The 26,292-nt window shown below is 47.9% G+C and carries 32 protein-coding genes, 4 tRNA genes and 1 riboswitch; of the genes, 1 reads left to right on the top strand and 35 read right to left on the bottom strand.

Translation table 11 applies throughout. The features are described 5' to 3' along the window. Positions 1 to 18: 18 nt before the first annotated feature. From rplL to PHS46_01560, 19 genes are all read right to left on the bottom strand, one after another. Positions 19 to 390 (bottom strand): 50S ribosomal protein L7/L12, encoded by a 372-nt coding sequence (rplL, locus tag PHS46_01470; protein ID MDD3905185.1) that lies wholly within the window; start codon positions 388 to 390, stop codon positions 19 to 21. A 68-nt stretch (positions 391 to 458) separates the two neighbouring features. Then, positions 459 to 1,031, bottom strand: coding sequence for a 50S ribosomal protein L10 (gene rplJ / locus PHS46_01475; GenBank protein MDD3905186.1), 573 nt, complete (start codon positions 1,029 to 1,031; stop codon positions 459 to 461). Between the two features lie 7 nt (positions 1,032 to 1,038). Next, entirely contained in the window at positions 1,039 to 1,752 is a 714-nt protein-coding gene (gene rplA, locus PHS46_01480; GenBank protein MDD3905187.1) for a 50S ribosomal protein L1, read from the bottom strand. After that, entirely contained in the window at positions 1,752 to 2,177 is a 426-nt protein-coding gene (gene rplK / locus PHS46_01485; GenBank protein MDD3905188.1) for a 50S ribosomal protein L11, read from the bottom strand. Before rplK ends, rplA begins: the two co-directional genes overlap by 1 nt. A 4-nt stretch (positions 2,178 to 2,181) precedes the next feature. Then, positions 2,182 to 2,712, bottom strand: a complete 531-nt coding sequence (gene nusG, locus PHS46_01490; GenBank protein MDD3905189.1) for a transcription termination/antitermination protein NusG — start codon at positions 2,710 to 2,712, stop codon at positions 2,182 to 2,184. A gap of 14 nt (positions 2,713 to 2,726) precedes the next feature. Beyond that, positions 2,727 to 2,918 (bottom strand): preprotein translocase subunit SecE, encoded by a 192-nt coding sequence (gene secE / locus PHS46_01495; protein MDD3905190.1) that lies wholly within the window; start codon positions 2,916 to 2,918, stop codon positions 2,727 to 2,729. A gap of 67 nt (positions 2,919 to 2,985) precedes the next feature. Further along, positions 2,986 to 3,062 (bottom strand) — tRNA-Trp (locus PHS46_01500). Between the two features lie 61 nt (positions 3,063 to 3,123). Beyond that, positions 3,124 to 3,276 (bottom strand): 50S ribosomal protein L33, encoded by a 153-nt coding sequence (rpmG, locus tag PHS46_01505; protein ID MDD3905191.1) that lies wholly within the window; start codon positions 3,274 to 3,276, stop codon positions 3,124 to 3,126. A gap of 5 nt (positions 3,277 to 3,281) precedes the next feature. Continuing rightward, a complete protein-coding gene (gene tuf / locus PHS46_01510) occupies positions 3,282 to 4,478 on the bottom strand; it encodes an elongation factor Tu (GenBank protein MDD3905192.1) in 1,197 nt (398 codons plus the stop codon). 30 nt (positions 4,479 to 4,508) lie between these two features. Continuing rightward, positions 4,509 to 4,584, bottom strand: a tRNA-Thr gene (locus tag PHS46_01515). A gap of 217 nt (positions 4,585 to 4,801) precedes the next feature. Then, entirely contained in the window at positions 4,802 to 5,572 is a 771-nt protein-coding gene (locus tag PHS46_01520) for a tetratricopeptide repeat protein (GenBank protein MDD3905193.1), read from the bottom strand. Then, positions 5,569 to 7,443 (bottom strand): BatD family protein, encoded by a 1,875-nt coding sequence (locus PHS46_01525; GenBank protein MDD3905194.1) that lies wholly within the window; start codon positions 7,441 to 7,443, stop codon positions 5,569 to 5,571. Before PHS46_01525 ends, PHS46_01520 begins: the two co-directional genes overlap by 4 nt. After that, complete coding sequence (locus PHS46_01530) at positions 7,437 to 8,759, bottom strand: tetratricopeptide repeat protein (GenBank protein MDD3905195.1); 1,323 nt, start codon at positions 8,757 to 8,759, stop codon at positions 7,437 to 7,439. Before PHS46_01530 ends, PHS46_01525 begins: the two co-directional genes overlap by 7 nt. Continuing rightward, positions 8,756 to 9,766, bottom strand: coding sequence for a VWA domain-containing protein (locus tag PHS46_01535; protein ID MDD3905196.1), 1,011 nt, complete (start codon positions 9,764 to 9,766; stop codon positions 8,756 to 8,758). Before PHS46_01535 ends, PHS46_01530 begins: the two co-directional genes overlap by 4 nt. A gap of 3 nt (positions 9,767 to 9,769) precedes the next feature. Beyond that, on the bottom strand, positions 9,770 to 10,768 hold the full coding sequence (locus PHS46_01540; GenBank protein MDD3905197.1) for a VWA domain-containing protein: 999 nt from the start codon (positions 10,766 to 10,768) through the stop codon (positions 9,770 to 9,772). Continuing rightward, positions 10,755 to 11,699: a hypothetical protein gene (locus tag PHS46_01545; protein MDD3905198.1), complete on the bottom strand. Its 945-nt coding sequence runs from the start codon at positions 11,697 to 11,699 to the stop codon at positions 10,755 to 10,757. The genes PHS46_01540 and PHS46_01545 overlap by 14 nt, the downstream gene beginning before the upstream one ends. A gap of 1 nt (position 11,700) precedes the next feature. Continuing rightward, positions 11,701 to 12,576, bottom strand: coding sequence for a DUF58 domain-containing protein (locus PHS46_01550; GenBank protein MDD3905199.1), 876 nt, complete (start codon positions 12,574 to 12,576; stop codon positions 11,701 to 11,703). Between the two features lie 3 nt (positions 12,577 to 12,579). After that, entirely contained in the window at positions 12,580 to 13,575 is a 996-nt protein-coding gene (locus tag PHS46_01555; GenBank protein MDD3905200.1) for an AAA family ATPase, read from the bottom strand. Between the two features lie 12 nt (positions 13,576 to 13,587). Next, on the bottom strand, positions 13,588 to 14,001 hold the full coding sequence (locus PHS46_01560) for a response regulator (GenBank protein MDD3905201.1): 414 nt from the start codon (positions 13,999 to 14,001) through the stop codon (positions 13,588 to 13,590). 122 nt (positions 14,002 to 14,123) lie between these two features. Here PHS46_01560 and PHS46_01565 point away from each other — a divergent pair. Next, positions 14,124 to 14,197, top strand: a tRNA-Gly gene (locus PHS46_01565). Positions 14,198 to 14,397: 200 nt separating this feature from the next. Here PHS46_01565 and PHS46_01570 read toward each other — a convergent pair. The 16 genes from PHS46_01570 to cdaA all read right to left on the bottom strand — a co-directional run bounded on the left by PHS46_01570 (position 14,398) and on the right by cdaA (position 26,290). After that, the gene (locus PHS46_01570) at positions 14,398 to 15,057 is read right to left on the bottom strand and encodes an archaemetzincin (GenBank protein MDD3905202.1); all 660 of its coding nucleotides are present in this window, start codon (positions 15,055 to 15,057) and stop codon (positions 14,398 to 14,400) included. Positions 15,058 to 15,075: 18 nt separating this feature from the next. Further along, complete coding sequence (locus tag PHS46_01575) at positions 15,076 to 16,011, bottom strand: cation diffusion facilitator family transporter (protein ID MDD3905203.1); 936 nt, start codon at positions 16,009 to 16,011, stop codon at positions 15,076 to 15,078. A gap of 84 nt (positions 16,012 to 16,095) precedes the next feature. Then, entirely contained in the window at positions 16,096 to 16,485 is a 390-nt protein-coding gene (gene crcB, locus PHS46_01580; GenBank protein ID MDD3905204.1) for a fluoride efflux transporter CrcB, read from the bottom strand. A 14-nt stretch (positions 16,486 to 16,499) separates the two neighbouring features. Beyond that, positions 16,500 to 16,563, bottom strand: a riboswitch (Fluoride riboswitch). 56 nt (positions 16,564 to 16,619) lie between these two features. Then, positions 16,620 to 17,435, bottom strand: a complete 816-nt coding sequence (locus tag PHS46_01585) for an RNA methyltransferase (GenBank protein MDD3905205.1) — start codon at positions 17,433 to 17,435, stop codon at positions 16,620 to 16,622. A 180-nt stretch (positions 17,436 to 17,615) separates the two neighbouring features. Further along, the gene (locus PHS46_01590) at positions 17,616 to 17,792 is read right to left on the bottom strand and encodes a hypothetical protein (protein MDD3905206.1); all 177 of its coding nucleotides are present in this window, start codon (positions 17,790 to 17,792) and stop codon (positions 17,616 to 17,618) included. Beyond that, on the bottom strand, positions 17,789 to 18,328 hold the full coding sequence (locus PHS46_01595) for a nucleotidyl transferase AbiEii/AbiGii toxin family protein (protein ID MDD3905207.1): 540 nt from the start codon (positions 18,326 to 18,328) through the stop codon (positions 17,789 to 17,791). Before PHS46_01595 ends, PHS46_01590 begins: the two co-directional genes overlap by 4 nt. 69 nt (positions 18,329 to 18,397) lie before the next feature. Next, on the bottom strand, positions 18,398 to 18,598 hold the full coding sequence (locus PHS46_01600) for a hypothetical protein (protein ID MDD3905208.1): 201 nt from the start codon (positions 18,596 to 18,598) through the stop codon (positions 18,398 to 18,400). A gap of 53 nt (positions 18,599 to 18,651) precedes the next feature. Next, positions 18,652 to 20,124 (bottom strand): potassium/proton antiporter, encoded by a 1,473-nt coding sequence (locus PHS46_01605; GenBank protein MDD3905209.1) that lies wholly within the window; start codon positions 20,122 to 20,124, stop codon positions 18,652 to 18,654. Between the two features lie 50 nt (positions 20,125 to 20,174). Further along, entirely contained in the window at positions 20,175 to 21,623 is a 1,449-nt protein-coding gene (locus PHS46_01610) for a saccharopine dehydrogenase C-terminal domain-containing protein (GenBank protein ID MDD3905210.1), read from the bottom strand. A gap of 646 nt (positions 21,624 to 22,269) precedes the next feature. After that, positions 22,270 to 22,935 (bottom strand): hypothetical protein, encoded by a 666-nt coding sequence (locus tag PHS46_01615; GenBank protein ID MDD3905211.1) that lies wholly within the window; start codon positions 22,933 to 22,935, stop codon positions 22,270 to 22,272. A 32-nt stretch (positions 22,936 to 22,967) separates the two neighbouring features. Then, positions 22,968 to 23,043, bottom strand: a tRNA-Thr gene (locus PHS46_01620). Continuing rightward, a complete protein-coding gene (locus PHS46_01625; protein ID MDD3905212.1) occupies positions 23,039 to 23,911 on the bottom strand; it encodes an NAD(P)H-hydrate dehydratase in 873 nt (290 codons plus the stop codon). The genes PHS46_01620 and PHS46_01625 overlap by 5 nt, the downstream gene beginning before the upstream one ends. Then, entirely contained in the window at positions 23,908 to 24,294 is a 387-nt protein-coding gene (gene acpS / locus PHS46_01630; protein MDD3905213.1) for a holo-ACP synthase, read from the bottom strand. The genes PHS46_01625 and acpS overlap by 4 nt, the downstream gene beginning before the upstream one ends. Beyond that, positions 24,291 to 25,004, bottom strand: a complete 714-nt coding sequence (locus PHS46_01635) for a pyridoxine 5'-phosphate synthase (GenBank protein MDD3905214.1) — start codon at positions 25,002 to 25,004, stop codon at positions 24,291 to 24,293. The genes acpS and PHS46_01635 overlap by 4 nt, the downstream gene beginning before the upstream one ends. A 6-nt stretch (positions 25,005 to 25,010) precedes the next feature. Further along, a complete protein-coding gene (locus PHS46_01640) occupies positions 25,011 to 25,499 on the bottom strand; it encodes a hypothetical protein (protein MDD3905215.1) in 489 nt (162 codons plus the stop codon). 2 nt (positions 25,500 to 25,501) lie between these two features. Then, a complete protein-coding gene (gene cdaA / locus PHS46_01645; GenBank protein MDD3905216.1) occupies positions 25,502 to 26,290 on the bottom strand; it encodes a diadenylate cyclase CdaA in 789 nt (262 codons plus the stop codon). Positions 26,291 to 26,292 lie beyond the last annotated feature (2 nt).

Here is a 26,292-nt window from a genome sequence, read left to right on the forward strand (position 1 = left end):
TCTTTCGCGGTTAGTTGATTATTTCAGCTCTATCTTCGCGCCGGCCGCCTCAAGCTGTTTCTTTATCTTGTCGGCTTCTTCCTTCGTCGCGCCTTCTTTGACCGTTTTTGGAGCGCCGTCAACTAAGTCTTTTGCCTCTTTAAGGCCAAGGCTCGTGATAGTCCTCAACTCTTTAATGACCTGGATCTTGTTGGCTCCTGCGCTTGCCAGAACTACCGTGAATACAGACTTCTCTTCGGCTGGGGCCGCCGCCGCACCTGCCGCCGCACCCGCCGCCGGGGCCGCTACGGCCGAGGCCGCAACTACGCCAAATTTATCCTCGAGAGCCTTTACCAGGTCCGCGAGCTCCATGACGGTCATCTTCTCGATGGTATCCATCACGCTTTTCATTTTTTCAGTCAGTTCTACTTTCGCTTCTTTCGTTTCCATTATTCCCTCTCCTTCTTTGACTTTGATTTTTATGCCTTCGTCTCAGGCGCCGATGCCGGGACTTGCATATTTTCTTTACTCACTTTTATTGCGTCCACCACACAAACAAATTTTCGTAAAATACCACCCATCGTGATTACAAATCCCGTTATCGGCGACTTGATGCCTCCGACAACCTTCGCGATAAGAACAGGCCTGGGCGGCAGGGCGGCTAACGTCTTTATCTCTTCGGACGACAGGCGCCTCCCGTCAATAACGGCTCCTTTTATCTTGAACTTGTCATTCGTCTTGGAAAAGTTTACAAGCATATTGCAGGCGGCCACTACATCTTCTCCGCACAATGATATGCCCATACCGCCTTCTATCTTAGCGATATCCTCTTCAAGTTTAAGTTTGCTGAAAATAATTTTTAATATCGAATTCTTTACGACGAAATAATTTCCATTGGACTTCTTTAAACCGCGCCGCAACTGCTCGAGTTGGCCGGTGGAAGTTCCCATGAAACTTGTTATCACAAAATTCGGATGGTTGGTGAACCGCAGAAGTAATTCCGCCAGCATCTTTTCTTTGCACATCTTGCCGAATTTTTCGAGCGTTACCATATTAGTATTAGTCCTTCCTGAATTGCGCGATATCGAGTTTTATCCCGGGGCCCATCGTCGTTGAGATAAACAATGTCTTGACATGCCCTGCGGTAGGACTCCCGCCCTGAGGCGTCGTAGTCATTATCGCGTCTATCAAAGCCACAGCATTTTCGTATAATGCGCTTTCGGTAAACGAAAGTTTGCCAAGCGGGGCATGTATTCCCGCCTGCTTATCCATCTTAAATTCTATCTTCCCGGCTTTTACTTCCTTGATTGCCCTGGCTGTATCGTTAGTCACCGTGCCGGATTTCGGATTCGGCATGAGTCCTCTTGGCCCCAAAACCTTACCAAGCTTTGCCAGGTCTCTCATCATGTCAGGCGTTGCTATAGCTACATCGAAATCGGCCCACCCACCCTGCACCTTCGCAATAAGATCTTCAGCCCCGACATAATCGGCGTCGGCCGCCTTCGCTTTCTTCTCTTCCTCACCCTTACAAAAAACCACGACTTTCACCGTCTTACCGGTACCATGAGGCAAGCTTACCGTACCGCGGATCGACGCGCTCTGGCTCTGCTTCGGATCGACATTCAATTTAACCGCGATGTCGACTGTTTCATCAAATTTCAGTTTGGGCGCCTTTTTTAAAATAGCAATAGCCTCTTTAAGTCCATAGGTCTTGTTCTTATCGACCATCGGCTGTACTGCCTTTGCTCTCTTTGTAAGTTTTTCGGTTGCCATTATTCCGTCACCTCGATACCCATGCTCCTTGCGGTACCCTTTACGATATTAACTGCTTTATCGATATCGGTAGTGTTCAAGTCTTTAAGTTTCATCTTGGCGATATCTTTTACCTGATCTATTGTTACCTTACCAACCTTTTCTTTATTGGGAACGCCGCTCGCTTTTGCTACGCCGGCGGCCTTCTTTAAAAGAATGGAGCACGGTGGTGTTTTGATAATAAAAGTAAACGTCCTGTCCTCGTAAGCCGTGATAACTACCGGCAACGTCATGCCATCCTGCCCCTGGCTCTTTGCGTTAAATTGTTTGCAGAACTCCATTATGTTAAGACCGTGCTGACCGAGCGCAGGCCCTACCGGAGGTGCGGGGTTTGCCGCGCCGGCCGGACAATACAACTTTATAACCGCCTTTACCTTCTTTGCCATATTTTTATACCTTCTCTACCTGCCAGGTTTCCAATTCGACCGGCGTTGCTCTGCCGAATATCGATATCATCACCTTGATTTTGCCTTTAGCCACATTCGTATCTTCTATCGTGCCGTTGAAATTCGTAAACGGGCCATCGTTCACCCTGACTGCCTCACCCTTTTCAAAAGTAACTTTCGGAGTCGGTTTTTCTTTTGCTTCTTTGGCCTGCTTTAAAATAGCGTCAATCTCGTCTTCCCTTAAAGGAAGCGGCCGCGCGCCCGCGCCTACAAACCCTGTAACGCCGGGGATGCTTTTGATCATGTACCATGTTTCGTCGGTAAGCTCCATCTCGATGAGAATATATCCGGGGAAAAACTTGCGCTGGGATATCCTCTTCTTGCCGGCCTTTATCTCCGAAACCTGCTCGATCGGCACCAGTATCTGGCTTATTTTTTCTTTAGCAAGGCCGGCCTTAACCTTCGCCTCCAAAATGGTCCTGACCCTGTCTTCGTATCCTGTCTGAGTATGTATTACGTACCAATGATTAGCCATATCGCGTCTTGTAGTTAGATCCTTGTCATTATTATATTGACCAGCTTGGACAGGAATAGATCGCATATACCTATAAACAACGACAAGATGGCCAGCGATACGATAACGATAACCGTCGAACCTATAAGTTCCTGCCTGTTTGGCCAGGAAACTTTCAGCATCTCAAGCTTTATGTCGTTAAAAAACGATGCGACTTTATTTGCCATAGTTTTACCATTCGTTTAAATTTACCGGCCCTACCACAATTTTTTACAATTGACGGGCGAAATAAATTGGCAGGCCAGGAGGGACTCGAACCCCCAACACGCGGTTTTGGAGACCGCCGCTCTACCAATTGGAGCTACTGGCCTCGGCTTTCAACCAAACCAATCTCCTGGCGTTTGCCTTGCGGGATTAAGGGAGGCGTTACTCTTACTTAATCTCCTTATGCAACGTGTGCTTCCGGCAAGTCCTGCAAAACTTTTTCAACTCGAGTTTATCCGGATTCTTCTTCTTATTCTTCGTAGATGAATAATCTCTGTTCTTGCACTGCGAACACTCTAAGAGAATTATCTCCTGTGCCATTTTCTCTACTCTATCACTTCGGTTACAACCCCGGCGCCTACTGTGTGGCCGCCTTCGCGTATGGCGAAGCGCAGTTCCTTTTCCATGGCTATCGGGGTTATGAGCACTACTTCGAACTGGACGTTGTCGCCGGGCATTACCATCTCAACATCTTTCGGGAGGGTAACTACGCCGGTAACGTCGGTAGTTCTGAAGTAGAACTGCGGTCTGTATCCATTAAAGAACGGCGTATGACGGCCGCCTTCTTCTTTACTTAATATATACACTTCTGCTTTGAACTTCGTGTGAGGCGTGATCGAACCGGGCTTGGCGAGTACCTGGCCGCGCTCAAGATCGGTCTTTTCAATGCCCCTTAAGAGAACGCCTATGTTGTCGCCGGCCTGTCCTGAATCGAGGAGCTTTCTGAACATCTCGACGCCTGTTACAACGCTCTTCTTGGTCGGCTTTATACCTACTATCTCTATCTCCTCGCCTACCTTTATGATACCGCGTTCGACCCTGCCTGTTCCTACTGTGCCGCGGCCTGTGATGGAGAATACGTCTTCTATGGGCATAAGGAACGGCTTATCGATGTCGCGTTTAGGTTCGGGGATGAATGTATCGCACGCTTCCATAAGATCCATGATAGGCTTTACCGCATCCGCGTTATCGGCCTGGGTCATAGCCTTAAGGGCGCTTCCTCTTATTACAGGGGTCTTGTCCCCGGGGAAGTTATACTTGGTCAGAAGCTCTCTTACTTCGAGTTCGACTAAGTCTACGAGTTCTTTGTCTTCTACTAAGTCTACTTTATTGAGAAATACCACTATTGAAGGAACGTTGACCTGACGGGCCAAGAGGATGTGCTCTCTTGTCTGAGGCATCGGGCCGTCTACAGCGGATACTACGAGGATAGCTCCGTCCATCTGGGCGGCGCCTGTGATCATGTTCTTAATGTAGTCGGCGTGGCCCGGGCAGTCGATGTGCGCGTAATGGCGCTTCTCTGTTTCGTATTCGACGTGCGCGACCGCTATCGTTACGGTCTTGGTTTCGTCACGGACGGTACCGCCTTTGGCGATATCGGCGTAGCTTTTAACCGTGGCCTTGCCCTTCTTCGCGAGAGTAGCAAGTATAGCCGCCGTAAGAGTAGTCTTGCCGTGGTCGATGTGGCCGATGGTGCCTATATTGACGTGCGGCTTGCTCCTTACAAAATTTTCCTTTGCCATAACTTCCTCCGCTTTTTATACTATTCTTTATGGAGCTGCAGATCGGGATTGAACCGATGACCTCATCCTTACCAAGGATGTGCTCTACCGACTGAGCTACTGCAGCCGCTTTAGCCGTTTTTAGCGTTAGCGGCTGTCATACACGCTGTTTTACACAATTGACGTGTTAAACAAAAACTAAAAAGACAAAAAAATCTCGTATCAGAGTTGTCGTTAATATAAAACTCGTCGATGATCTTGTTCTATATGTTTTATCGAAAATAAATTAGTTAAGGGATTATAACAGAATTGCGGAATATGTCAAGATTTTTTTTAATATTTTTTTATATCTCCTCAATAGTAGTCTTAGGTACCCATCCTACTCTGCCATCTATGCGCCTAATCTGCCTCCATCCGTCTCGCGTTTTTATGACGGATACCTCATCGCCTTCCTGCAGTCTGTAAAAAATGGTCGACTTGTCTATCGGCTCGTACTTCGCCTCAACGCCTTTGTTCACCACTATGCCGCGGCGCAATATCTCTTCATCGTAATAACGTATCGCGAACGCGCCGATGCTGATTATCAGCAGGCTCAATGCGACAGGGTACATGGCCCGGATCTTCTTCGCCGCTACGGGCGTTACGATACCGATAGCCAGAAGGATGGCGAATACGAAGTACAGGAACACAACGGATACCGCAATAGCATTCAGGCTAAAATCTTTGAATGGCGCTTTTATAATACTCACGACAGGATTTTTACGCGGGGTATCCACCGTCGAGCCGCCGATAAGCGATACGGCGTAATCGAGATTCGCCTTCAGATCGCCGTCCTGAGGCATGACGCGCCGCGCCTTTTCATAGAAGAGTATAGCGTAGCCTAATTTCCCCATCTTAAAATAGCAGTTACCCATATTGTAATACAGCGGTCCGCTAGTCTTACCCATATCAAGGATCCGGGAATATTCTTCCAGGGATTTTTCATAGTCGCGTTTTTCATAAAGACTGTTCGCGGAATAGAATAGTTTATTCGGATCCAGAGCTTTCTCTTCCGCGGAAACCGCAGAAACTATTATTAAAAACACTGCTACCGTCGCAAATATTATCTTTCTCATAATCGAACCCGCTCCAGATACTTTATGATGTCTTCCAATTCCTTATAATCATCCTGCATCTTCTCCTTCGGAAACCGCAGAAAAGCGAACCTGGATTCATCGCATACCGTGAACAGATTCCGCACTTTGGTAATCACGGCCGTCTCGACGCCATGCGCGATGAGGCGATGGCTCACCATATCGACCGTGAGTCCTGCCGGCGGCATGTGCAAACGGTTGCCGAGATAGCCCTGCATCGTCTTAAAAAGCTCCTCATAAAATACTCTGGAATCACCCGTCCTGGCCCTGGCCTTAAGCGGCCGCATCCCGAACTTGGCGATCTTTAAAGCGGCCAGGCGCGAAGCATAAACAGAATCATGTTTTATCCGGTTCATTCTGCCTACTACTATATATATAGCGAATAGCGTTATCGCGGGGATTATAAAACCTAAATGAAAGGCCGCAGTGCGATACACCTGGCTCTGCCGCGGTATCCATCTACCGGGCGTATCCTTAATATATACGATATCGCCGGCCGGCAACGAATCTTCCGCTTTCATGGGGGAAGGCGCGGGGCCAACTACCTTGGACGGCAACTCCTCTTTCGCTTTCTCGACTTGTAGAGGTATCGGGCCGTGCGTTATCGTTTTGTATTCTTTAGCGATCGGGTCAAAATAACTGAATGATGCCTTTGACAACTGGGTAACCTTTTCCGTCTCCGGTATCAGCACCTGCGTAAAAGTTTTTGAATTTTCCTGCGTCCTCACTTCCGGCTCGTACGCTTTGAACCCTTCGGTATTCTCGATCTTAGGCGGGAGAACTGTATTAAAATTGCCGGTGCCGTTTATCACCATACGTACGGTAACGGGATCGGCGGTCTTCACTTTGGACGGTGACGCGTCATATATGAATTGATAATCACCGACCGCGCCGGAAAAATCTTTGGGCATACCTTCCTTCGGAAGAGCAGATATTATCAGGCGGACCTCATCCGATTTTAATTCCATAGGTTCTTTTGAATATTGGGCAAAAAAATCGTCGAAGAACGAATCTTTAAGCGCGGGATCCGCGCCAAACATATCGTCGCGCATAGACGCGCCCGTGCCCCTCTTGCGCACAACAAGATTGCATTTAATCCGCGCGGGACCGACTTTATAATCGCCGGGACGCGTAGCGTACAGATTGGTCTTGAACTCCAGGACATCGAATGTAAGACCGCCGATGCTCTCCCTGTACTGCCTGGGCTCCTTGAATTCTACTTTAGAAAAACCCTCCTGCGAAAAAGCCGGCAGTTGTATATCGCTTACGTTCAGCCGGTTCACATATAGCTTCACAATAACAGGTATCAGTTCGTTAACATAGGCGGTGGGTTTTTCAAGATTCAGAGTAACATATATCCGGTCCTCAAGGTTTGCTTTTTCAGAAGGCATCGGTTCCGTCGCCGCAGGTTGTGGCCGACTGCGCTGTATCGGCCTGTCCTCCGTAACGGTAAGCACTATACTGTTGGATGTGTAATTGTCGTTCTTGTATTTAAAAGCGAATGGCCCGAGGGGAAACTTTCCGACACGTAGAGGCTGTACCAGATACATATGCGTCACCGAACTCGAAACCTGGCCATTAATCACCGTCATCATGGTAGACGGGCCCATATATCGCACCTCGAGCCCGTCGATGTTACCGATATCCGGCGCCGGCATAGATTGCGTCCCACGGAAAGAGAGGCCGAGCTGAGCCGTATCGCCGAGAGCCACCCTCTCTCGGTCGAGAGACACCTCGAACTTCACGTCGCCGGCAGACACAGCCCCGCAAATCGCAAATGTCAGTATAAAAATCAGTGTAATAATCCTGAAATTCTTCATCTCATTATTTTTTTCAAACTCGTTTTTTACCAATCCCTGGCGGGCTCGGGGAGATCGACGTTCTTTTTTCTCATCCGCACGACCATGCCTGTAGCCTCTTCGCCTTTATACCCCTCGAGCATCATCTTCGCTTCCTGCTCGGACATCTCTACGCCCTGACCCTCGGATTGCGGAGCCTGGTAAGCCTGTAGACCCGCCTGCTCGGCTTTTGCTTTGTCTTCCTCTGCGCCGTCTGCGGGTTGAGGTTGCCGCTCTTCCTTCTGGTCGGCCCCCTGGGGTTCTTCATTCTTTTTCTGATCAGCCTCTTTAGGCTCTTCCCCCTGCTCCTTCTTTTCTTCTCCACCCTGCGGCTTCTCTTCTTCCTTACCTTCGCCTTTCTTTGTCTCTTCCTGCTTTCCTTCTTTTTGCTTGGTCTCCCCCTGCTTCTTATCTTCTTCCTTCTGCTGTTGGCCCTTCTCTTCGCTACCCTTGTTCCGATCTTCCTTTTTCCCTTCCTCACTCTTCTCTGCCGCGCCCTGTTCTCCGTCCTTCTTCTCCTGAGATTTGCCCTGTTGCTGGGATTGTTGTTGCTGATCCTCGCCCTGCTTCTTTTCTTCATCTTGCTTAGCTTGTTGCCGATCCTGTTGCTGATCCTGCTTCTGGTCTTGTTGGTCTTGCTGATCTTTCTGTTGTTGGTCCTTTTGGTCCTGCTTATCTTTCTGTTGTTGATCCTTCTCTCGTTTATCCTTATCCTGCCCCTGGCCTTGCCCCTGCTGATTCTGTTTATCTTTCTGGTTCTTTTGCTGTTGATCCTTCTGGTCCTTTTTATCCTTGTCCTTATTTTCGTCCTTCTTCTCATCCTTTTTTTCGTTCTTCTTAAATTGGTATTTCTCCGCCAGGTCGTTTAATTTCTTATCTACAAACTCATAATTGAACTTCGCATCTTTATCAGCAGGATCGAGATCTATAGATCGCCGATAAAACTTCAGCGCTGTTTCGTATGACTCTTTCGCTTTTTTAACATCATCCGCTTTTTCCGCGACGGCGCCCTGCCGGTAATAAACATTGCCGATGTTGTAATCGGAGGCGGGAATTATCCCGCGTTTCCCCGACGCTATGGCGCTGTTGAACTTCTCGACCGACGCGCCGTAACTATTAAGTCTGTATTTCGCCAGCCCGAGATTATACGACGATATCCCCGCCGCGGGATCCTTGGCCGCGGCCGCTTCATAAACCTTAGCCGCTTCGGCATAACGATTGCTATTATATAACAGATTTCCTTTTTTGACATCATCCTTGATGGATGCGGCCGCAGAATTATTTACCGATGCGAGCAATAAAAAAATGGTTATCAGGGATATTTTCTTCACCTGGACTGCCTCTTCTTTTCAGGAATAAACGGTTCGATCATAAGGAGCAGTACCGCCAGGGCCAGGAAATAACCAAATCGTTCCTGGTACTGTTTGCTCGCCTTGCCTTCAATATCCTTTTTCTCCAGCCGCGATATGCTTTTGTCGTACAGCAGAACAAGCCCAAAATCGGACTGCGTCGCCCGCACGTAACTGCCGCCCGTCGAGATCGCTATCTTCTTCAGAAGCTCCTCATTCAGTTTTGAGCTTACGACATTGCCGGAGCTATCCGCGACCCATCTGCCGGAAGCGCGCTCGCCGGTCGCCGGGATGAGCGAACCTTCAAATGTCCCGACGCCAACACAGTATATTTTTATGCCCTGCCCGGACGCTTCGGCGGCGGCCTTCAGGGGGTCGCCCTCAAGATCATCTCCGTCGGTAATAAGTACGAGAGTTTTGTATTTCTTGTCCTGACCTTTAAAAACATTTATCGCTTCGCGTATAGCGCCGGATATCGAAGTACCGCCTCGCGGAATAGTTACAACGCTCAGATCGTCAAGCGTCAGCAAAAATCCGTTGTAGTCGATCGTGAGCGGGCATTGTAAAAATGCGGTGCCCGCAAACGCGACGAGGCCCACCCTGTCGCCGTTAAGCTTTTTCACCAGGTCCTTTATAGCGAATTTCGTGCGCTCAAGCCTGTTCGGCTTTACGTCGGGAGATAGCATACTCTTCGACACATCGACAGCTATCAGTATATCAAGCCCCTTCATCTTGACTTCTTTCCACTCGAAACCCCATTGCGGGCGCGCGAGCGCGAATAACATTAAAAGCGCCGCTATGATAAGCAGGGCCGACTTGATAATCTTGCGCTTTACGCTGGCAGTAGGCGCGATCGAACCGGATAGGGCCTTTTCGACAAACCTGTTCATAAGCCGCTTCCTGCGCCTGGCCGCCCACAAAGAGAAAAGCGACATAACCAAAGCGGCCGCAAAGAGGATAGTGATATATTTAGGATTTGCGTAATGCATAGGTTATGGCACCCTCATAAATATCGTGTTCGCCAACAATACTTCCAGAAGAAGCAAAATAACCGCAGGTATCAGGAAGATATAAAAGAGCTCGCTATATTCCTTATAACCAAAATGTTCTATGACGGATTTCTCAAGTTTATTTATATCGTCATATATCTTCCTAAGGGTCTCCGCGTCGCTGGCAAGATAGTATTTGCCGCCGGTGATGCCCGCGATGCGTTTTAAGACTTCCTCGTCGATCTCGATCGGTATATTCTGATAGACCTTCCTGCCGTAAGCATCGTGGAACGGATACGGCGACAAACCTTTTCTGCCGACACAGATCGTATAAACCTTTATGCCGAGCGCCTTGGCCGCCTCCGCGGCCATCACGGGCGAGATAGTTCCTGCGTTATTGACGCCATCCGTAAGAAGTATTATTATTTTCGACTTCGTTTTGGATGTACGCAGGCGGTTACATGAGCTCGCCAGGGCGGAGCCAACGGCAGTACCATCCTCGATCATGCCGACTGTGACCCGGTCGAGATTTTCGTTGAGCCAACCATAATCCGTAGTGAGCGGACATACCGTGTACGCGCGCGCCGCGAACGCCACCATGCCGATACGGTCATCCTTGCGCTTCTGTATGAATTCCTTGACGACGTCCCTGACCACATCGAACCGGTTTACGCGCCGGCCTTTAAGCGTAAAATCCTCGGCCAGCATACTCGTCGACGTGTCCAGCGCAAGTACAATGTCCACGCCCTCGGACACCGTCTTCGTGCCTTCGAGAACCGACTGCGGCCTGGCAAACGCCAGGATGATAAAGAAAAGCGCCGCCGCGCGCAGGAATGCGGGAGACTTGCTCATGCGCGCGCGCAATGTCGGTTTTATTCCCTCAACCAGTTCGCGCGCCGGGAACGAGAATGCGGGCTCACCCCTTCTTCGCAATAAAAATACAAGGAGCACGGGAACCAGGATTATAAGGAATAGTACGGATGGGTACCTAAATATGAACATCCGCCGCCCTCCTGGTTTCTTCTATAAACTTTTTCGCGGCCTGATACACAGATTCCATCTCACCTTTCTGCGGCGCGTACTTCGCGAACTTTACCAGATCGCAGGCGTTCAGAAACCCTTTGAGCAGTTCCTTCTGATCTGGCGATAGCGCGCGCGATCCGCCGAGAGACACCAGGAACTCTTCCGTAGTCATCTCCGGCGCCCTTAAGTTAAAGGAGCGCTCTATGTAACGCCTGATGCAATCGGATATCCCGGCGTAGTATTCTTTCACGTCCGAACTCTTAAGAAAGCTCCGCCGTATCGCCTCAAGCTCTTCGAGAGCCAATTCGTGCGGCAGTCTGGCCGGCGCCGGTTTCGGTCTGAGTTTGTAAAAAATCGCGCCGGCGAAAGCCATGATGATAAAAATCAGTCCGCCGACGATAAACCAGTTGATCTCAAAATAAGAAAGCGGCCTTTTCACATCTTTTATATCCGCCGGCAGTTTTCCTTCCGGTAGTGAACTTTTAACCGTAATATTCAGGGCGCGCGTATGAGCGCTCTTCCATTCTCCGGAGCCGCTCTTGGTATTTTTATACTTAAATTCTATCTGCGGAATCTGGCGTTTTCCCACCGAGAAGGAGGCAAGATAATACCACCGTTTCATCATGAACGCGTCGCTAAGCGGCGCTTTTTTGACTTCATGGCCGGAATCTTTTATCTCGAAGCCCCCGACCTTTTCATCATTTAGCTCCGGAAAACTTATCTCGATTCCGCGGCGGTATTCTATCTCGATCGTAAACTTTACCCGATCGCCTATCATGACTACGGCACGGTCTACGGATTCGTCTATAGATATGCCGTCGGGAATTGCGGAGTCTTCCGCGAATACGGCGGGAGAGAAAATAAGTATAACCAGCACGTATATAAAAAATACTTTAGTTCTTACAGACATCTCATACCCTCTTCTTGCGTTTCTTGAAAAATTTGATGAACTCTTCGATGTATGGCTTATCGGTTCTTATGTCGATATGATCCATGCTGACGGCGCTGAAGATCTTGCCCCTGGCTTCGATCATCGCGCGGGATTTCGCCGAATATTTCCTGCGCACGGCGTCATTCGAGGAATCGACCAGAAAAGTCGAGCCCGACTCAGCATCCTGAAGCTCCAGCAGGCCGACATTGGGCAGGTCGAGTTCGCGCGGATCGGTTATCGTTATCGCTACCACGTCATGCTTCTTGTTAGCTATCGAGAGAGCCTTCCTGTAATCTTTGGCAAAGAAATCGGATATGACGAAAGCTACAACCCGCCGGCTGGTGATGCCGTCGAGATAGCGCAGAGCTCCGGCTATGTCGGTGCCTCTTCCTTTTGGTTTGAAATAAAGAGCTTCTCTGATAACGCGCAGGACATGCGACAAGCCTTTTCTGGGAGGGACGAACTTCTCGATGCGGTCGGTAAATATTATAAGCCCGACCCTGTCTTTATTTTGTATGGCCGAAAATGCCAGCACCGCGGAAACTTCCGCGGCGAGCTCGCTTTTTAACCGCTTAGCCGTACCGAAATACGACGAGGCTGACGCGTCGAGGAGTATCATCACCGTCATCTGACGTTCCTCGACATACTTCTTTATGAACGGATGGCCCATACGGGCAGTGACATTCCAGTCAATGGCTCGTATCTCGTCGCCCGGCTGGTATTCTCTGACCTCGTCAAACTCTATGCCGCGGCCTTTGAACACAGATTCGTACTGGCCGGAAAGCATGTCGGTGACAAGCTTCGAGGTCGTTATCTCGATACGCCGTATCTTGCGTAATATCTCTTTGGGAAGCATAAATTACGGGACTTTGACTTCTTCGAACACCCTCTTGATCACATCTTCCGACGTTTTATCCTCGGCTTCCGCTTCATAAGTTACTATTACGCGGTGCCGGAGAACATCCATACCGATCGTCTTCACATCCTGCGGAACTACATAGCCGCGGCCCTGCAAAAAAGCATACGCTTTTGATGCCACAGACAGATAGATGCTCGCCCGGGGTGATGCGCCATACTGGATAAGCGGGGTAAGCTCGTCGAGCCGGTACGCTTTTGGCTCCCGTGTGGCGAATACAATATCGACGATATACTTTTCGATGCGCTCGTCCAGATAGACCTCGTCGACGACTTTACGCGCCCTTACGATATCATCCGGGCCGACGACGCTCGAAACGCGTATCTTCTTATCGGTTACGGCCATCCGCTTCATTATTTTAAGCTCGTCCTCCTTCGAGGGATAACCTATCTTGAGCTTAAGCATAAAACGGTCGACCTGCGCCTCCGGGAGCGGATACGTGCCTTCGTGCTCAATAGGATTCTGTGTCGCGAGAACTAAGAATGGATCGTCCAGTTTGAATGTCTCCTCGCCTATCGTTACCTGACGCTCCTGCATCGCTTCTAAAAGCGCGCTCTGCACTTTCGCGGGAGAGCGGTTTATTTCATCGGCTAAAATTATATTGGAAAATATCGGGCCTTTCTTCGTCGTAAAATTACCGTCCTTGGGATTATATATAAGCGTTCCTACAAGGTCGGCGGGAAGCAGATCGGGGGTAAACTGCAGGCGCTGGAACTTCGTCTTTATGCACTGTGCGAGGACGCGGACCGACAGCGTTTTGGCAAGGCCCGGCACGCCCTCGATAAGTATGTGTCCGTTCGCCAGAAGCCCAACCAGAAGACGCTCGATAAGATACTTCTGCCCCACTATGACCTTCTCCATCTCATCCACCAGCGATTTTACAAAAACACTCTCCTTTTTTACCTTTTCATTGATAGCTTCTATGCCGGTATTTAACATGATCTCCCCCGTTTAAATTGCGGAATTAATATTCCCCAGGTCATTTATCTGCAAATTGATAAATTTCAACAACACCACTTTTTCCAGATATTCCAGGCTAAGCGGTTTCGTTATATAATCGTTCGCGCCGGCGTCGAGGGCCTTATTTATCGTATCGTCATCCTTAACGCCGGTAACCATAATAACAACGATATCTTTATCTATCGCTTTTATGCGCTTCAATGTCTCTATACCGTCCATCCCGGACATATTTATGTCGAGGAGAACTATGCGCGGCTTATGTTTTTTTACTATTTTGATCGCTTCCTCGCCGCTCTGGGCATTGAAGACCTCATAATTCCTAACGGTGAAAAATTCGTAAAAAAACGAATCGATCCCCATCTGGTCGTCGACAGTCAATATTTTACAAACTGGTTTTTCGCTCATATGGATATAATTATAACACAAAAGGTACATAAAGCAAGCGACGCCCCTGGTAAAATCGGAAAGCGTCGCATACCTTGACCTATTTTAAAAAAAATGTTACTATATCAACGATTTTATTTCTCGCGGGAGTAGCACAATGGTAGTGCAGTAGCCTTCCAAGCTACCTACGTGGGTTCGATTCCCATCTCCCGCTCCATCTAACTTCAACAAGTCAGGGAATCGAAGCCGAATTTTCCGCCGAGCGATTAGCGAGGAAAAGCGCTATGCGCGACAGGAAATTCGGCTGGCCCGAAGCGAGGCCTATGGCCGAGCGAAGGGGATTCCCATCTCCCGCTCCATACTCTGAAAACTTTTCGAAGAAAGTTTTCAGGTCCTGGCGTCTCAGATAAAAAATCCCTACTTCAGTACAGGCAGTTTTCCTTTGAATATCGGGGCTGTGCAGTTACTGTATAAGGTACTCTTGCACTCGGGGCAGTATATGCACCTCGCCTTATCGAGCGCCTTAATGTCATTCGACAAACTCATTACGCACCTGCGATCAGGGCAATATTTAAGCCTCATCACGCATCCGAGCTGATGCAGGGCTTCCTTCGCAACTCTTTCCAGAAATAGCGCGTTATCCGGTTTCAGCGAATAGAACTCGTTACGGAGCCGCGCGATCGATACGACGGCTATCGCCTTTGACGGCGCCGACGCCCCGAAGACAAAATCCGCCTCCTGCGAATAGATGTCGGCATCGACTATCACCAGAGCGCATTCCACGCTCTTATCCAGGACGATCTTCCCCGACGCATATGCCAATATCGCTTCCGCGGAATATTGTTTGCGCGATGGGTCGTAAGCCGCTTCCGGTAACTCTTCCTTCGGCAGTATCTCCGCCTTAGCGGTAATGGGCAGAAGCCCCGGAAGTTTATCTTTTACTACCCGCACCGCTTCCGCAGGCACATCCCCGAGCGGAAGTATATAAATACGCTCATCTATCACCTTCGCGTCCGCGATCGGCGACAGGACAGCGCACAGAACCAATATCAGCAGGCATTCGATAATTTTTCGCATTATTTTACTCCTATGATCTTAAAGGTACGGGCAGGGCTTGCCCTCCTCTATCAATCCGCAATCCTTCGCGCACGGAACCATGATAAGCGTAACCTCGCTGTCGGGAACCCCTATTGCGATGTCCTTCTCGATCTCCGACACAATCTCATGAGATTTCGCGAATGACATATCCCTCGGCATGATAACTTTTACCTCGATAAACTTGGTATGGCCGGCGGTACGTGTCTTCAGGTCTTTGAAATTGCAATAACGATCGGCGTGCCGGGCGAGCCGCACTACCGTCTCCATCTTGCTCGGCTCTTCAATAGACGCATCGAGCAGATTAACGAAAGCCTGCCGCGTAAGTTTCAACGAAGGCAACGAAATAACAAGGCTCACCAGTATGGTTACGGCCGGATCGATGTATGGCTCGATATAAACATACGGCCCATGTTTCAGCATTATTGTAATTATGAAAGCGCATGCGATGGCCGTCGAGATAAAACCTTCCAGCATATAATGAACACCCTCCGCCTTGACCGCCGGGGATGAGCTTTTGCGCGCCAATCGAAATATAAAGAACGATCCGATGAAATTCAGCGTCAGGCTGAGCGCGCTTGAGGCAAAACCTATCCATGGAAAGGTGACGTAGCTGGGATGAAAGAATGTCGCGAATGCCTGGAATGACATGATGGCGGCGATGCCCATCAGAACTATGCCCTCCATGGCCTCGCACACATGCTCGACCTTGCCGTATCCATAATTATGGAATAGGTCCGCGGGCCTCATGGAAAGCTTCAGAGATTTATAGAGGATTATCGACACCGTAAGGCCAACCACCGTTATCGCGAAGTCCGTAGCGATAGCCAGCGAATGAACTATTATAAGTGCCGCGAGCTTGAAGACAAAAAGCACGACATTGAACCAAAGGCTGATGCGCGCGGCCGTTATCATGTAGCGTTCTTTATCGGTCATAGCCATGAAAACTCCGGGTTGTTCATGTAAATATTATACATTAGAAGACAGTTAAAACGGAAGTTGAATATGGCGGAGGCAATTCTATTTAGCGAATAAAACCATCAGTTGTTTCGAAATAACAAATCCGACAAATACCAGCACCACACCTAATGTATTGGTAGCGATGATATTCATTATGGCAACTTTGATTTGCCCGTCCTTGAATAAATGGAAGTTTTCCAGGCTAAAGGTAGAGAATGTTGTGAAGCCACCCAAAATACCCACGAACACAAAAACCCTTACCTGGGATGGTACGGCAAAGCGCTCGAATAACCCCCACAAAAAACCTATAACCAGAGATCCCAAAAGATTTACGATTAAAGTATTGACCGGAAAGAGGTGATTTGAAAATCTATGTTCAACGCCAGATAGAAAATATCTGGACATCGTTCCTACTGCGCCGCCTAAACCTATAACAAAAAACCTTAACATAGACAATTCTCCTATTTTTAGTAGGAGTCATCGGCCGTGTTAAGGCGGTTAAAGGCGAACTCCATCGCCCATGCTATTAAAACCTGATATTATTATAGCATCACTTTTCTGCTTGTAAAGACAAAAAATCGCCGTCAATCGCCGTCAAAACGGCGCGATGCCTCATACAGGCATACGGCACTTGCGCTCGCGACATTCAAAGAGTCGACGCTTTTCGCTATCGGTATGCGGACTTTGACGTCCGCGATATCCAACACTTTACGCGACACGCCATTATCCTCGTTACCAAAAACAAAACAAACATTGTCCGTGAATTTAACGCTATCGATATCCTTAGCGCCTCTGCGGGGAGTGGCGGCAATTATGCGCGTGCCGTGCTCCGCTTTTAACCGGCTGAGACTTGAGGCAAGGTCGCGTTCGTAACAAACCGGTAGCCCGAAGACTGTGCCCATAGATACCCTGACCGCTTTCCGATAATACGGATCATACGTTTCGCTATCGACAATAATCGCCCGGACGCCGAAAGCGGCCGCGTTACGCACTATCAGCCCGACATTTTGCGGGTCATTGACAGCGTTGAGCGCAACCAGAAATAGCGGGCGCTTGGCTTTTTTTAACACGGTAGAGAGTGTAAACTTTTCAGGGCAATACCCGACCGCCATTATTCCCTTGTGGAACCGGAAGCCTATAACGCCTTCTATCACCTCATCCGGCGCGACGTAAGTGGTGACGCCCTTCTTCGCCATCTTCGCGATCAGATGCCCGTACTTTGCGATGGCGCCGGTGGCGGTAATGCACGACGCTATCCGGCAGGCACTTGCGACCATGCTCTCGATAACCTTCTCGCCTTCGGCAATAAAAATACCGTCGCGCTCGAGATGCTTGCCTTTGAGGGATTTGTAGGGTGCCAGTCGTGGGTCGTGTGAATCGTGAATGGGGATAATATTCATCAGGTCTTTTTCAAAAACACCGGTTATGCTTCGCTTATCGCCTTAGTTCTCTTTTCAGGAATTACTTTATTGAAAAAGGAACGCCGCAGTTATCCACAAAGTAGTGCACACTTAAGGGTGCACTACTTGCTTGCATGTTCGGTTGGTGGTGAGGGTTCGCCTCGAACTGAAAAGATACTGTTATTTCAATGAAAAAGGCACATTAACATGCATTGCCACCTCTTCCTTCGCCGAGACTTTGCTTACTGGAAAATTATTTGCACAAAAATTAACGAACTCGACATACTCGGCCATGGGAAGCCAACCGTTCTTCTCAGGAAATTTTCCGACCGGCAGCCTTAGTTCGTCTTTTCTCATTTCTTAAATACTCCTAGAATGTCATTGTAAATTTCTTTTGTTCCGAATTTCAGACAGATACCTTTAAATTCTTCGCCTTCAAAATCAATATTGTTCATCTTTATAAGCTCTATTATGTCGGGCAAATCTTTCAATAACCTGTTCTTTGCCCCGTGCTTTATAGCGTGAAGCTTGAGCGCAATTAAATGATTAAGGGATGGAACAACTAGCTCCATGCCCGCAATAGTTGTTTTCTGGCCTTCCCGCAATATCTTATCTCGCGTAGCCTCATCTACAATCATAAAGTCTATATCCACTGTATCTTTTGCGCTCGACATGCGCACGGCCACATTCGTAGCGAAATTTTCGGCGTATCCGGCTTCGCTTAGTATCTTTTCGATTTTTTTAAAATCATCTTTCGTCATCAAAAAATCAACATCACGAGTACCGCGCGTAACCTTATAGAAATTTACCGCAAAACCACCTATAAGTATACATGGTACAGCCGTTTTTCTTGACGCCTCAGCAACAAGGTGAAATACCTTTGAATAATCCATTGACATATTATACAAGGAAAATTATAAAAACGGAAGGAGAATGATTATGCGGAACCGGAACGATTTTTTTTATGCTTTTTGACGGAACTTAATAACGATATCCCTCGCGCCTTTGCGAATAGCACGCCTGCCTTCTGCTATGGTCTTGAGCAGCCACGGGTCACTCGACTCCTCCTCTATTTCAAGCTGCTCCGGCAGGGGCAGAAAGTCGGGTATTCTTACTAGCTTACCGATTGGCATATCATAATCGATTTTGCGCTTCGTTTTCATAAAAGTTATCCACAAAGTAGCTGACGTTTAAAACGTCAGCTACTTACTTCACCCTATTCACCATCATTCTTTTTAAGCTGCGCCAGTGTTTTTTGAAAATCCGAAAAATCTGCAGCATTCGCAAGTACCAGCATAACATCGCCGCCTTCTATGGCCACGGATCCAGACGGTATTATAAATTTGTCATTTCTAGAAATAAGCATAATAAGACATTTCTCTGGGACATTTAAATCGCTGATTCTCTTGCCTTCCGCCTGCGAATTATACGGCACAATAGCTTCCGTTAATTCCGCATCGATGCCTTCTGTTTTTTCAAATTCTATAGGATAATTCCTCCTATAGGCCACCGGCACATCCAGTTTCAATAATTTAGAAATAAACGGAATGGATGTTCCTTGAATAAATACTGACGCGATAACGACAAAGAATACTATATTAAAATAAACATCCGCCCGCGGAATACCCGCCATAAAAGGGAACGTCGCGAGGATAATCGGGACCGATCCTCTTAAGCCGACCCATCCGATCATAATTTTTTTGCGCATACTCATCTTAAATGGCAATAGACACAGCATTACGCTGACCGGACGGGCTACTACCATCAAGAGAAATGTAAGTAATAGTCCCGCCCCTATCAATGGGACTATATGTGAAGGGAAAACGAGCAGTCCCAGTGTAACAAACATAGTGATTTGCATGAGCCAGGCCAAGCCGTCGTGAAATTTCATAATCATCTTTTTATTGGGAAATTCCGCATGACCCAACATTAGACCCGCTATATATACCGCGAGGAAACCGTTGCCCTTCAAAAAAACGGCAATCACATACGTTAAAATAACAAGAGAGATCATCAGCGCTAAATAGAGCCCTTCGTATTCCAATTTCAAACGGTTGATAAAAAATATGATAAATCTTGCCGATAGATACCCTATAAGGGCGCCTACGCCCATATCGAGGGCAAATTTTGGGATGAGGAGAGCGATATTTGACCCATTTGCCGCAATAATGCCTATAAATCCTATGGTCAAGAAAACAGCCATCGGGTCATTACTGCCGGATTCAAATTCGAGTAGAGGCTTAAGGGGGCTTCTTAGACTTATACGTTTGGATCTCAGTATACTGAACACAGCGGCGGCATCTGTTGAGGAAACTATAGAACCTAGAAGCATTCCTTCAAGAAAAGAAAACTTCAGAATATATACAGCAAAAAACCCCGTTATGATAGCGGTCAACAATACTCCAACTGTGGATAGAATAACTCCCGGCAAGACAACAGGCTTAGTTTCCTTCCAGCTTGTGTCCAACCCGCCGGAAAAGATAATGAACATTAGGGCTATAACGCCTATGGATTTCGCTAATTGCGCGTTATCGAAATAAATACCACCGATACCTTCCGATCCGGCAAGCATACCGACCGCCAAGAATAGCAGCAAGGCAGGTATAGCAAATCTATCCGAGAGCTTGCTCGAGACAACGCTCACGAATATCAATACCGCAACCCATAATAATATATATTCGATCTGCATAGTATCCGACTCTTTTCCTGACCGTTATATATTATACATCCGTAGACCCACTAATCGCAAAACAAGAAATTCTTAAACGACCATATATTTTTCCTGTCAAGGCATAGGTTGGGATTTTCCTTAAAGAAGATCTGGTAATTCTTAAGCGGCGTCCAGTCTGAAGGAGTTGACGCTAATTTTCCCAAATATGGGCGCGCGATATTAAGAATATACTCATACGGAAGATCATCCGGCATACATACCCCTTTTTGCGGATTTTCCAGCATCCACATAACAGCCGAAACTGCGCCGATAGCTACCTGTATCGTCGTAGCGTTCTGATGGGGAACGAGCCTGCGCGATTCTTCTATACTGAGTATACTTCCAGTCCACCAGGAGTTATACCTATGCCCCATGATAAGCGCTCCAAGTATATCATCGCCTCCGACGATCTCGTCGTTCATGATCCTTAGGTTTTTCTGGAGATCGTAATTCCTGCTCCTTAGCTCATAAAGAGACGTTATCGTTTCATTGCAAGGCATATACGCGTAATGCACCGTAGGGCAATAAACTATTTTCCCATTCTCTCTGACGGTAAGATGATCGGAGATGCTTATCGCCTCTGCATGCCTTATGACCATACCGATGATCTCCTCATTGGGAACCCACGACCGTACCCATGTATTCATCCCCATCTGGGACAGGAATATTTGATTTTTACCATTTGCAGGCGGGAACGTTGAGAATAACGGTATGTCGGTCTCGTGGGTACCCCATCCCATTTCCGCGGGGGCGATGCCTTCCTCCCTCAATCCCTCGATGCTCCACGTACCCACGAATTCATTATACCTTTTGGGTCTATTTGTAATCTGAGTATCGTGTTCGCTTATATGGATGACCTTGACACCCAGTTCCTTCGCTAAATGAGAAAATATCTTTGCCTTAAGGCATTCTTTGATTTTGTGTTTTATCTTGGGCGAAAGATTGTCCTCGCTTATTAATTTCTGGGCGATATCGGCTAGACCCTTCTTTGTAAAATGAGATATGAGCCCCGGATTGGCTCCGTGGTCTAGGATCGCTGTTGTCTTTGGGTCTTTCCATCGTGATGTAATCTTCTGTATCTCTTTCTGACGATAGTAGAGGGATTTCTGAAAAGGGGTTTTATTGTGTATATCCGCATAAGGATCCCACTGCTCTACAGACGTATTGATGTATAAAACTTTATTCTCGTGGCACCAGCTTAGCATTTCAATACAGTCTATATTCCATGAAAGGTCTATTATTATACCGCCGGGAGAAACGTGCTCCGACAAGATTTGCGAAAGATTGAGAGGAGTGATCTTTTCCTGGAAAAATTTCACTCCACGTCTTATATAGGGCGAGAGCGCTTTTCTTTTATCTACAAAATCTAATATTGTAATATTTTTATACGGTATGGAGATGTGTTTGAGAAGAATGGGTAAAGCGCAGCGGGCTACTGATCCGTAACCAATCATTAAAACTTTATTTTTAAACGTCATGATATCATTGCCCTCCTTGTATGGGTTTTAAACAAAAAAAACACTCCGTCCCACATGGACAAAGTGGTTTTACAAAGAGAGCAAGATGTTAAGTGATATCCTCCTTTTGTTTATCATGATACTATAATTTTAACACAAAATTCTTAAAGATCAAATTTTTTCGACTGACCTTATATAAACAAAAAAACCTACACAAGACTGATAGACTTACGAAGTTTTTACTTTTTTATAGTCTAAGATTTACACCCTCCTAGCTAGGGATTGTCTCAATTTTGTTTAAGTGTAGCGCATTCCCTTATTTTGTCAACTCAACAGGAACTAATTCCAATAGTTTCTTATTAAAGTCTAAAACCTCAATATCACATAACTCATTTATATCGTTAAAGTTATGCAATAAATCTGTTAAGTTGGTGGTGAGGGAAGGATTCGAACCTTCGAAGGCTTGCGCCGTCAGATTTCAAGTGCCCCCAGGTTACCCCGGGGCTTGGACTATCTCATCACCATGGCTTACCAATATTCTGATAAACTTTAGGCGGCGGGCGCTTAGTCTCTGCACCTTCAATGAGCTAAAAAAATAAGCTCAAGGCTTGGCTCAGGATTCCCCTTACCGTTTTTGCGTTAAGGGCTCCCCTGAATTCACCCGCTTTTACACCCCGAATTTCTTCGAGGCGCTGCGTTCACCACAGTCTGATCCATTTGACCGCTTTGGTACCTCACCACATTCGTTTATATAGGCATCGATCCAGTCTCTGATTATGCCTAATAATTTTATATCATTGTAGCGTATATGAACAAGACCGTAAAGCAATTTTCTATCGCTATTGTTTGAGCTTCCGACTCTAATATACGGTTTTGTGAATTGCTCCTTAGGTATCGCGGTAACATTACACCAATAATTTTTCAGCTTTTCGATATCCTGATACTCGTAAGCATATAAATAAACCCGCAGACGCCTGTCATCTACGCCACATATTTCGCGCAAGAATTTTAAAAATATTTTGACCATCCGCGGATCGCTATTGGCAAAATCTACGGTGGACCTTTTAAGCGTTCCTTCCGCCCAATAAAGCATTACCCCTGCTATCTTGAGCTTAGTTTCAGCTATGGTAAGATTTGTTTTAATTTTGAATTGAGGCTTATTTTTATTTGCGACAAAATTCGCTTCAGAATAATTGCGGCGAGGTATGTTGTTTTTATTCATAAAATTATACAAGGACCAGATGGAAACAGCGATCTCCTCAGCTACCTCTTTAGCGCTATATCCTTTTCCCCAATATAATCCTTTAACCTTTTCGCTATCTATTCTATCCATACCCTGCTTTGCCTAATGCCGATTATATAAAATGGAGCTAGCAGAGGGGATCGAACCCCCGACCTATGGTTTACAAAACCATTGCTCTACCAGCTGAGCTATGCTAGCCTAACTGCCTTAACGCTTCCGGCAATTTATCTAAAATGTCCGTCGCGATAAGACTTAAAATGCCCTTTTCCTTGGCCGCGATGTCTCCGGCGAGGCCGTGAAAATATACGCCGAGCACTGCCGCATCAAATGTGTTGGCGCCCTGCGCGAGAAACGCGGCGATAACGCCCGTAAGCACATCGCCGACACCGCCCGAAGCCATGCCGGGGTTACCGGTATCATTTATATATAGCTTCCCTGAAGGATCGGCGACAACCGTTCCGTGCCCTTTTAAAACCAGGACGATATTATACTCACAGGCGACTTTAAGCGCAATATCTTTTCTCGATTTCTGAATATCTTCAACGCTTCTGCCCGTCAGCTTCGCGAGTTCTCCCGGATGAGGCGTAAGCACTATCGAAGCGCCGGAGCCGGTCGCCTTCTTTAACGCATCCGTGTAGCCGCAGAACGCGCTGATGCCGTCCGCGTCGAGGACTATCGGGCCTTTGAGTCGCGGTGCGATCCGCCTGACGAGCTGGGCGGTCGCCTTATCCTGCGAAAGGCCCGGCCCTACGGCAAAGACACTGCATTTTTTCGCGAACGACAGTAACTCGCTCTGGGCGTCGAGATCCAGAGCGCGCTCGGGCGTTTCGGCGAATGGCTTCACCATGACCTCGGTAAGTTTCGAAGCCAGTATGCCATGTATGCTTTCAGGCACCGCTAAAGTAACGAGTCCGCTCCCCGCCCTGACCGCCGCTTGAGCCGCCAGATACGCCGCGCCCGTGTATCCGCAGGAGCCGGCCACGACAAGGACGCGGCCGAAATCACCTTTATGCGAATCGGATCTTCTCTTTGGAAACGCGTCTCTTATCGAGTCTATCGATATCATTCCGCACCATTCGTAAGTATCACGTTTGCGATCGCATAATTCCGGGAATGTGACATACTGAGCAAAACATTACTGATCTTTTTCTTCTTCATTAATTTCAACGCGCCGGCGTGGAACTTTATCTCAGGCTTGCCTTCAGCATCATTCAATACCTCTATCTCCGTCCATCTTATGGGGAATTTTTTCGGTTCGCCGAAAGCCTTTACAACCGCTTCCTTCGCGGCAAATCTCGCGGCAAGGTGCTGGCAGGCAAAACGTTTCGAGTTCGAATATTCTATCTCTTTATCGGTAAATATTTTTTTTAGAAAATTGTCGCCCCATTTGGCAATGGCGTCGCGCATCCTGAATATCTCCACTATGTCGACACCCGCTCCAAATATCATCTGACTATCTCCAGCATTTCCCGGACAGCCGCTTCGATACCTACAAATATCGCTCTCGAAATAATGGAGTGGCCGATGTTGAGCTCGTTCATCTTAGGGATACGCGCGACGTCAAATGTATTTTCATAATTAAGCCCATGTCCGGCATTGACCTCGAGCCCAAGCGAAGCGGCGTGACGCACAGCCTTTTTCAGCGTCTCGAGCTCCCGCTTTCGGGCAGTATCCGTCGCGGCATTGGCGTATTCACCGGTGTGTAGCTCGATTATGGTAGCGCCTGACTTTACAGCCGCGTCTATCTGAGCGAACGACGGGCCTATGAAGAGGCTGACGTCGATACCGCCGTCTTTAAGGCGCGCCACGGCCGAACTAACTTTTTTGAGGTTGCCCCTGACGTCGAGCCCGCCCTCGGTCGTGACCTCCTGCCGTCTCTCAGGAACAAGCGTCGCCTGGTCCGGCTTCACCCGGCAGGCGATACCGACTATCTCAGGAACTATCGACATCTCCAGATTGAACCGCGTCCTTACGCTCTCGCGGAGCGTCGTGACATCGGCATCGTTTATATGCCGCCTGTCCTCGCGCAAATGGCAGACGATGGAGTCACAGCCGGCCGCCTCACAAAGCACTGCGGCCTCTATCGGGTCCGGCATGTAAGTCTTGCGGGCTTCGCGAAGCGTGGCAACGTGATCTATGTTAACACCGAGTTTCGGCATATTGGATTACACTCCCTGGCCGGTTGTCTTCGCCTGGTCGGGCGCCGTTACCTGGTCGGCTATCTTCTCTACCGGTATAGTCACCTGCACGAGGGTCTCTTCCATAAACGCGCCCGGCGCTATAGGATTAAGCGGCACCGATTTCGTAAAAGATTTGTGCGTACCGCTTATATCGATAGGCATCGTGTATATAAATTTCACTTTTCCCATAATATCCTTTGCGCCTACGACTATACAATATTCCGGCACCACCACCGCTTTTTTCACATCAATCGTAAACCCGCTTCGAGGTTTCCCTATAACAACGGGCATTATGGTCAGCTTCTTGGAAACCATACCCTCCTGCGGTAGCATCCTGTTTAAAAACTGCCTCTCCTCATCATTACCTTTTTTCAATTCGTCGACGACATAAAACCAGAGCGCCAGCGCAAGTATGAGAGCTGTAAATTTCAGGCCTATGTGCTTGGTAAAAATTTTTCGTATGAAATCGAGCATCTCTATCCCTTTTTCGCTTTTAAAGACGGAAGCACGCGGACACGTTCACGCCGTTTGGCAGGCTTGCAGAACAGGTCTTTGAGCATCTTGTTCAGATTATCCTCATCCAGCCCGTAATGCAATTTCCCGCCGTTCGCGACCGAGATATTGCCGGTCTCCTCGCTCACCACCACGCAAACCGCGTCAGTCTCCTCGCTGATGCCTACCGCGGCCCTGTGCCGCATACCCATATATTTCGGCAGGTCTTTCTCCTCTTGCGGAAGCGGCAGAACGCAACCGGCCGCGGTCAAACGGCCGTGCTGTAATATGATCGCTCCGTCGTGCAAAGGCGACTGTTGTAAAAATATGGATGTGATAAGATATGCCGTAACCTCCGAGTCGATGACGGTTCCGGTCTCGACGTAGCTTTTCAGCCCCGTCTCGCGCTCGATAACGATAAGCGCGCCTATCTTTTTCCTTGCAAGCGCCGCCGCGGCCTTCGACACCTCATCCATCGCCTCGATATTCTCCTGATGCCTGCCAAATTGGCCGAGCTGGGCCAATCCCCGTCGAAGTTCCGGTTGGAATACGAAAAGTAGCGCTATGACTGATATGGGGAAAAGCCGGGTGATGACCCAGTTTATAACGTTCAGGCCGAGTTGCTGTGTGCCGATAAAGATAAGGGTAACTATTACCAATCCTTTTAGAAGCTGTTCGGAGCGGGTGCCTTTAACAAATAGGAGGATCATATAGATGACATACCAGAGTATCAATATCTCCAGCACTATCTTCCATACGTTGACGGTTTCCATAG

This window comes from Candidatus Omnitrophota bacterium, assembly GCA_028699255.1.
Lineage (GTDB): Bacteria > Omnitrophota > Gorgyraeia > 2-01-FULL-45-10 > 2-01-FULL-45-10 > FEN-1322.

Bases quoted from the DNA above. Each gene is read 5' to 3' on its own strand.
- rplL (MDD3905185.1), bottom strand. From the start codon at position 390: ATGAAAAGCGTGATGGATACCATCGAGAAGATGACCGTCATGGAGCTC.
- rplJ (MDD3905186.1), bottom strand. From the start codon at position 1,031: ATGGTAACGCTCGAAAAATTCGGCAAGATGTGCAAAGAAAAGATGCTG.
- rplA (MDD3905187.1), bottom strand. From the start codon at position 1,752: ATGGCAACCGAAAAACTTACAAAGAGAGCAAAGGCAGTACAGCCGATG.
- rplK (MDD3905188.1), bottom strand. From the start codon at position 2,177: ATGGCAAAGAAGGTAAAGGCGGTTATAAAGTTGTATTGTCCGGCCGGC.
- nusG (MDD3905189.1), bottom strand. From the start codon at position 2,712: ATGGCTAATCATTGGTACGTAATACATACTCAGACAGGATACGAAGAC.
- secE (MDD3905190.1), bottom strand. From the start codon at position 2,918: ATGGCAAATAAAGTCGCATCGTTTTTTAACGACATAAAGCTTGAGATG.
- rpmG (MDD3905191.1), bottom strand. From the start codon at position 3,276: ATGGCACAGGAGATAATTCTCTTAGAGTGTTCGCAGTGCAAGAACAGA.
- tuf (MDD3905192.1), bottom strand. From the start codon at position 4,478: ATGGCAAAGGAAAATTTTGTAAGGAGCAAGCCGCACGTCAATATAGGC.
- PHS46_01520 (MDD3905193.1), bottom strand. From the start codon at position 5,572: ATGAGAAAGATAATATTTGCGACGGTAGCAGTGTTTTTAATAATAGTT.
- PHS46_01535 (MDD3905196.1), bottom strand. From the start codon at position 9,766: ATGCATTACGCAAATCCTAAATATATCACTATCCTCTTTGCGGCCGCT.
- PHS46_01540 (MDD3905197.1), bottom strand. From the start codon at position 10,768: ATGTTCATATTTAGGTACCCATCCGTACTATTCCTTATAATCCTGGTT.
- PHS46_01545 (MDD3905198.1), bottom strand. From the start codon at position 11,699: ATGTCTGTAAGAACTAAAGTATTTTTTATATACGTGCTGGTTATACTT.
- PHS46_01550 (MDD3905199.1), bottom strand. From the start codon at position 12,576: ATGCTTCCCAAAGAGATATTACGCAAGATACGGCGTATCGAGATAACG.
- PHS46_01555 (MDD3905200.1), bottom strand. From the start codon at position 13,575: ATGTTAAATACCGGCATAGAAGCTATCAATGAAAAGGTAAAAAAGGAG.
- PHS46_01560 (MDD3905201.1), bottom strand. From the start codon at position 14,001: ATGAGCGAAAAACCAGTTTGTAAAATATTGACTGTCGACGACCAGATG.
- PHS46_01570 (MDD3905202.1), bottom strand. From the start codon at position 15,057: ATGCGAAAAATTATCGAATGCCTGCTGATATTGGTTCTGTGCGCTGTC.
- PHS46_01575 (MDD3905203.1), bottom strand. From the start codon at position 16,011: ATGACCGATAAAGAACGCTACATGATAACGGCCGCGCGCATCAGCCTT.
- crcB (MDD3905204.1), bottom strand. From the start codon at position 16,485: ATGTTAAGGTTTTTTGTTATAGGTTTAGGCGGCGCAGTAGGAACGATG.
- PHS46_01585 (MDD3905205.1), bottom strand. From the start codon at position 17,435: ATGAATATTATCCCCATTCACGATTCACACGACCCACGACTGGCACCC.
- PHS46_01590 (MDD3905206.1), bottom strand. From the start codon at position 17,792: ATGAGAAAAGACGAACTAAGGCTGCCGGTCGGAAAATTTCCTGAGAAG.
- PHS46_01595 (MDD3905207.1), bottom strand. From the start codon at position 18,328: ATGGATTATTCAAAGGTATTTCACCTTGTTGCTGAGGCGTCAAGAAAA.
- PHS46_01600 (MDD3905208.1), bottom strand. From the start codon at position 18,598: ATGAAAACGAAGCGCAAAATCGATTATGATATGCCAATCGGTAAGCTA.
- PHS46_01605 (MDD3905209.1), bottom strand. From the start codon at position 20,124: ATGCAGATCGAATATATATTATTATGGGTTGCGGTATTGATATTCGTG.
- PHS46_01610 (MDD3905210.1), bottom strand. From the start codon at position 21,623: ATGACGTTTAAAAATAAAGTTTTAATGATTGGTTACGGATCAGTAGCC.
- PHS46_01615 (MDD3905211.1), bottom strand. From the start codon at position 22,935: ATGGATAGAATAGATAGCGAAAAGGTTAAAGGATTATATTGGGGAAAA.
- PHS46_01625 (MDD3905212.1), bottom strand. From the start codon at position 23,911: ATGATATCGATAGACTCGATAAGAGACGCGTTTCCAAAGAGAAGATCC.
- acpS (MDD3905213.1), bottom strand. From the start codon at position 24,294: ATGATATTTGGAGCGGGTGTCGACATAGTGGAGATATTCAGGATGCGC.
- PHS46_01635 (MDD3905214.1), bottom strand. From the start codon at position 25,004: ATGCCGAAACTCGGTGTTAACATAGATCACGTTGCCACGCTTCGCGAA.
- PHS46_01640 (MDD3905215.1), bottom strand. From the start codon at position 25,499: ATGCTCGATTTCATACGAAAAATTTTTACCAAGCACATAGGCCTGAAA.
- cdaA (MDD3905216.1), bottom strand. From the start codon at position 26,290: ATGGAAACCGTCAACGTATGGAAGATAGTGCTGGAGATATTGATACTC.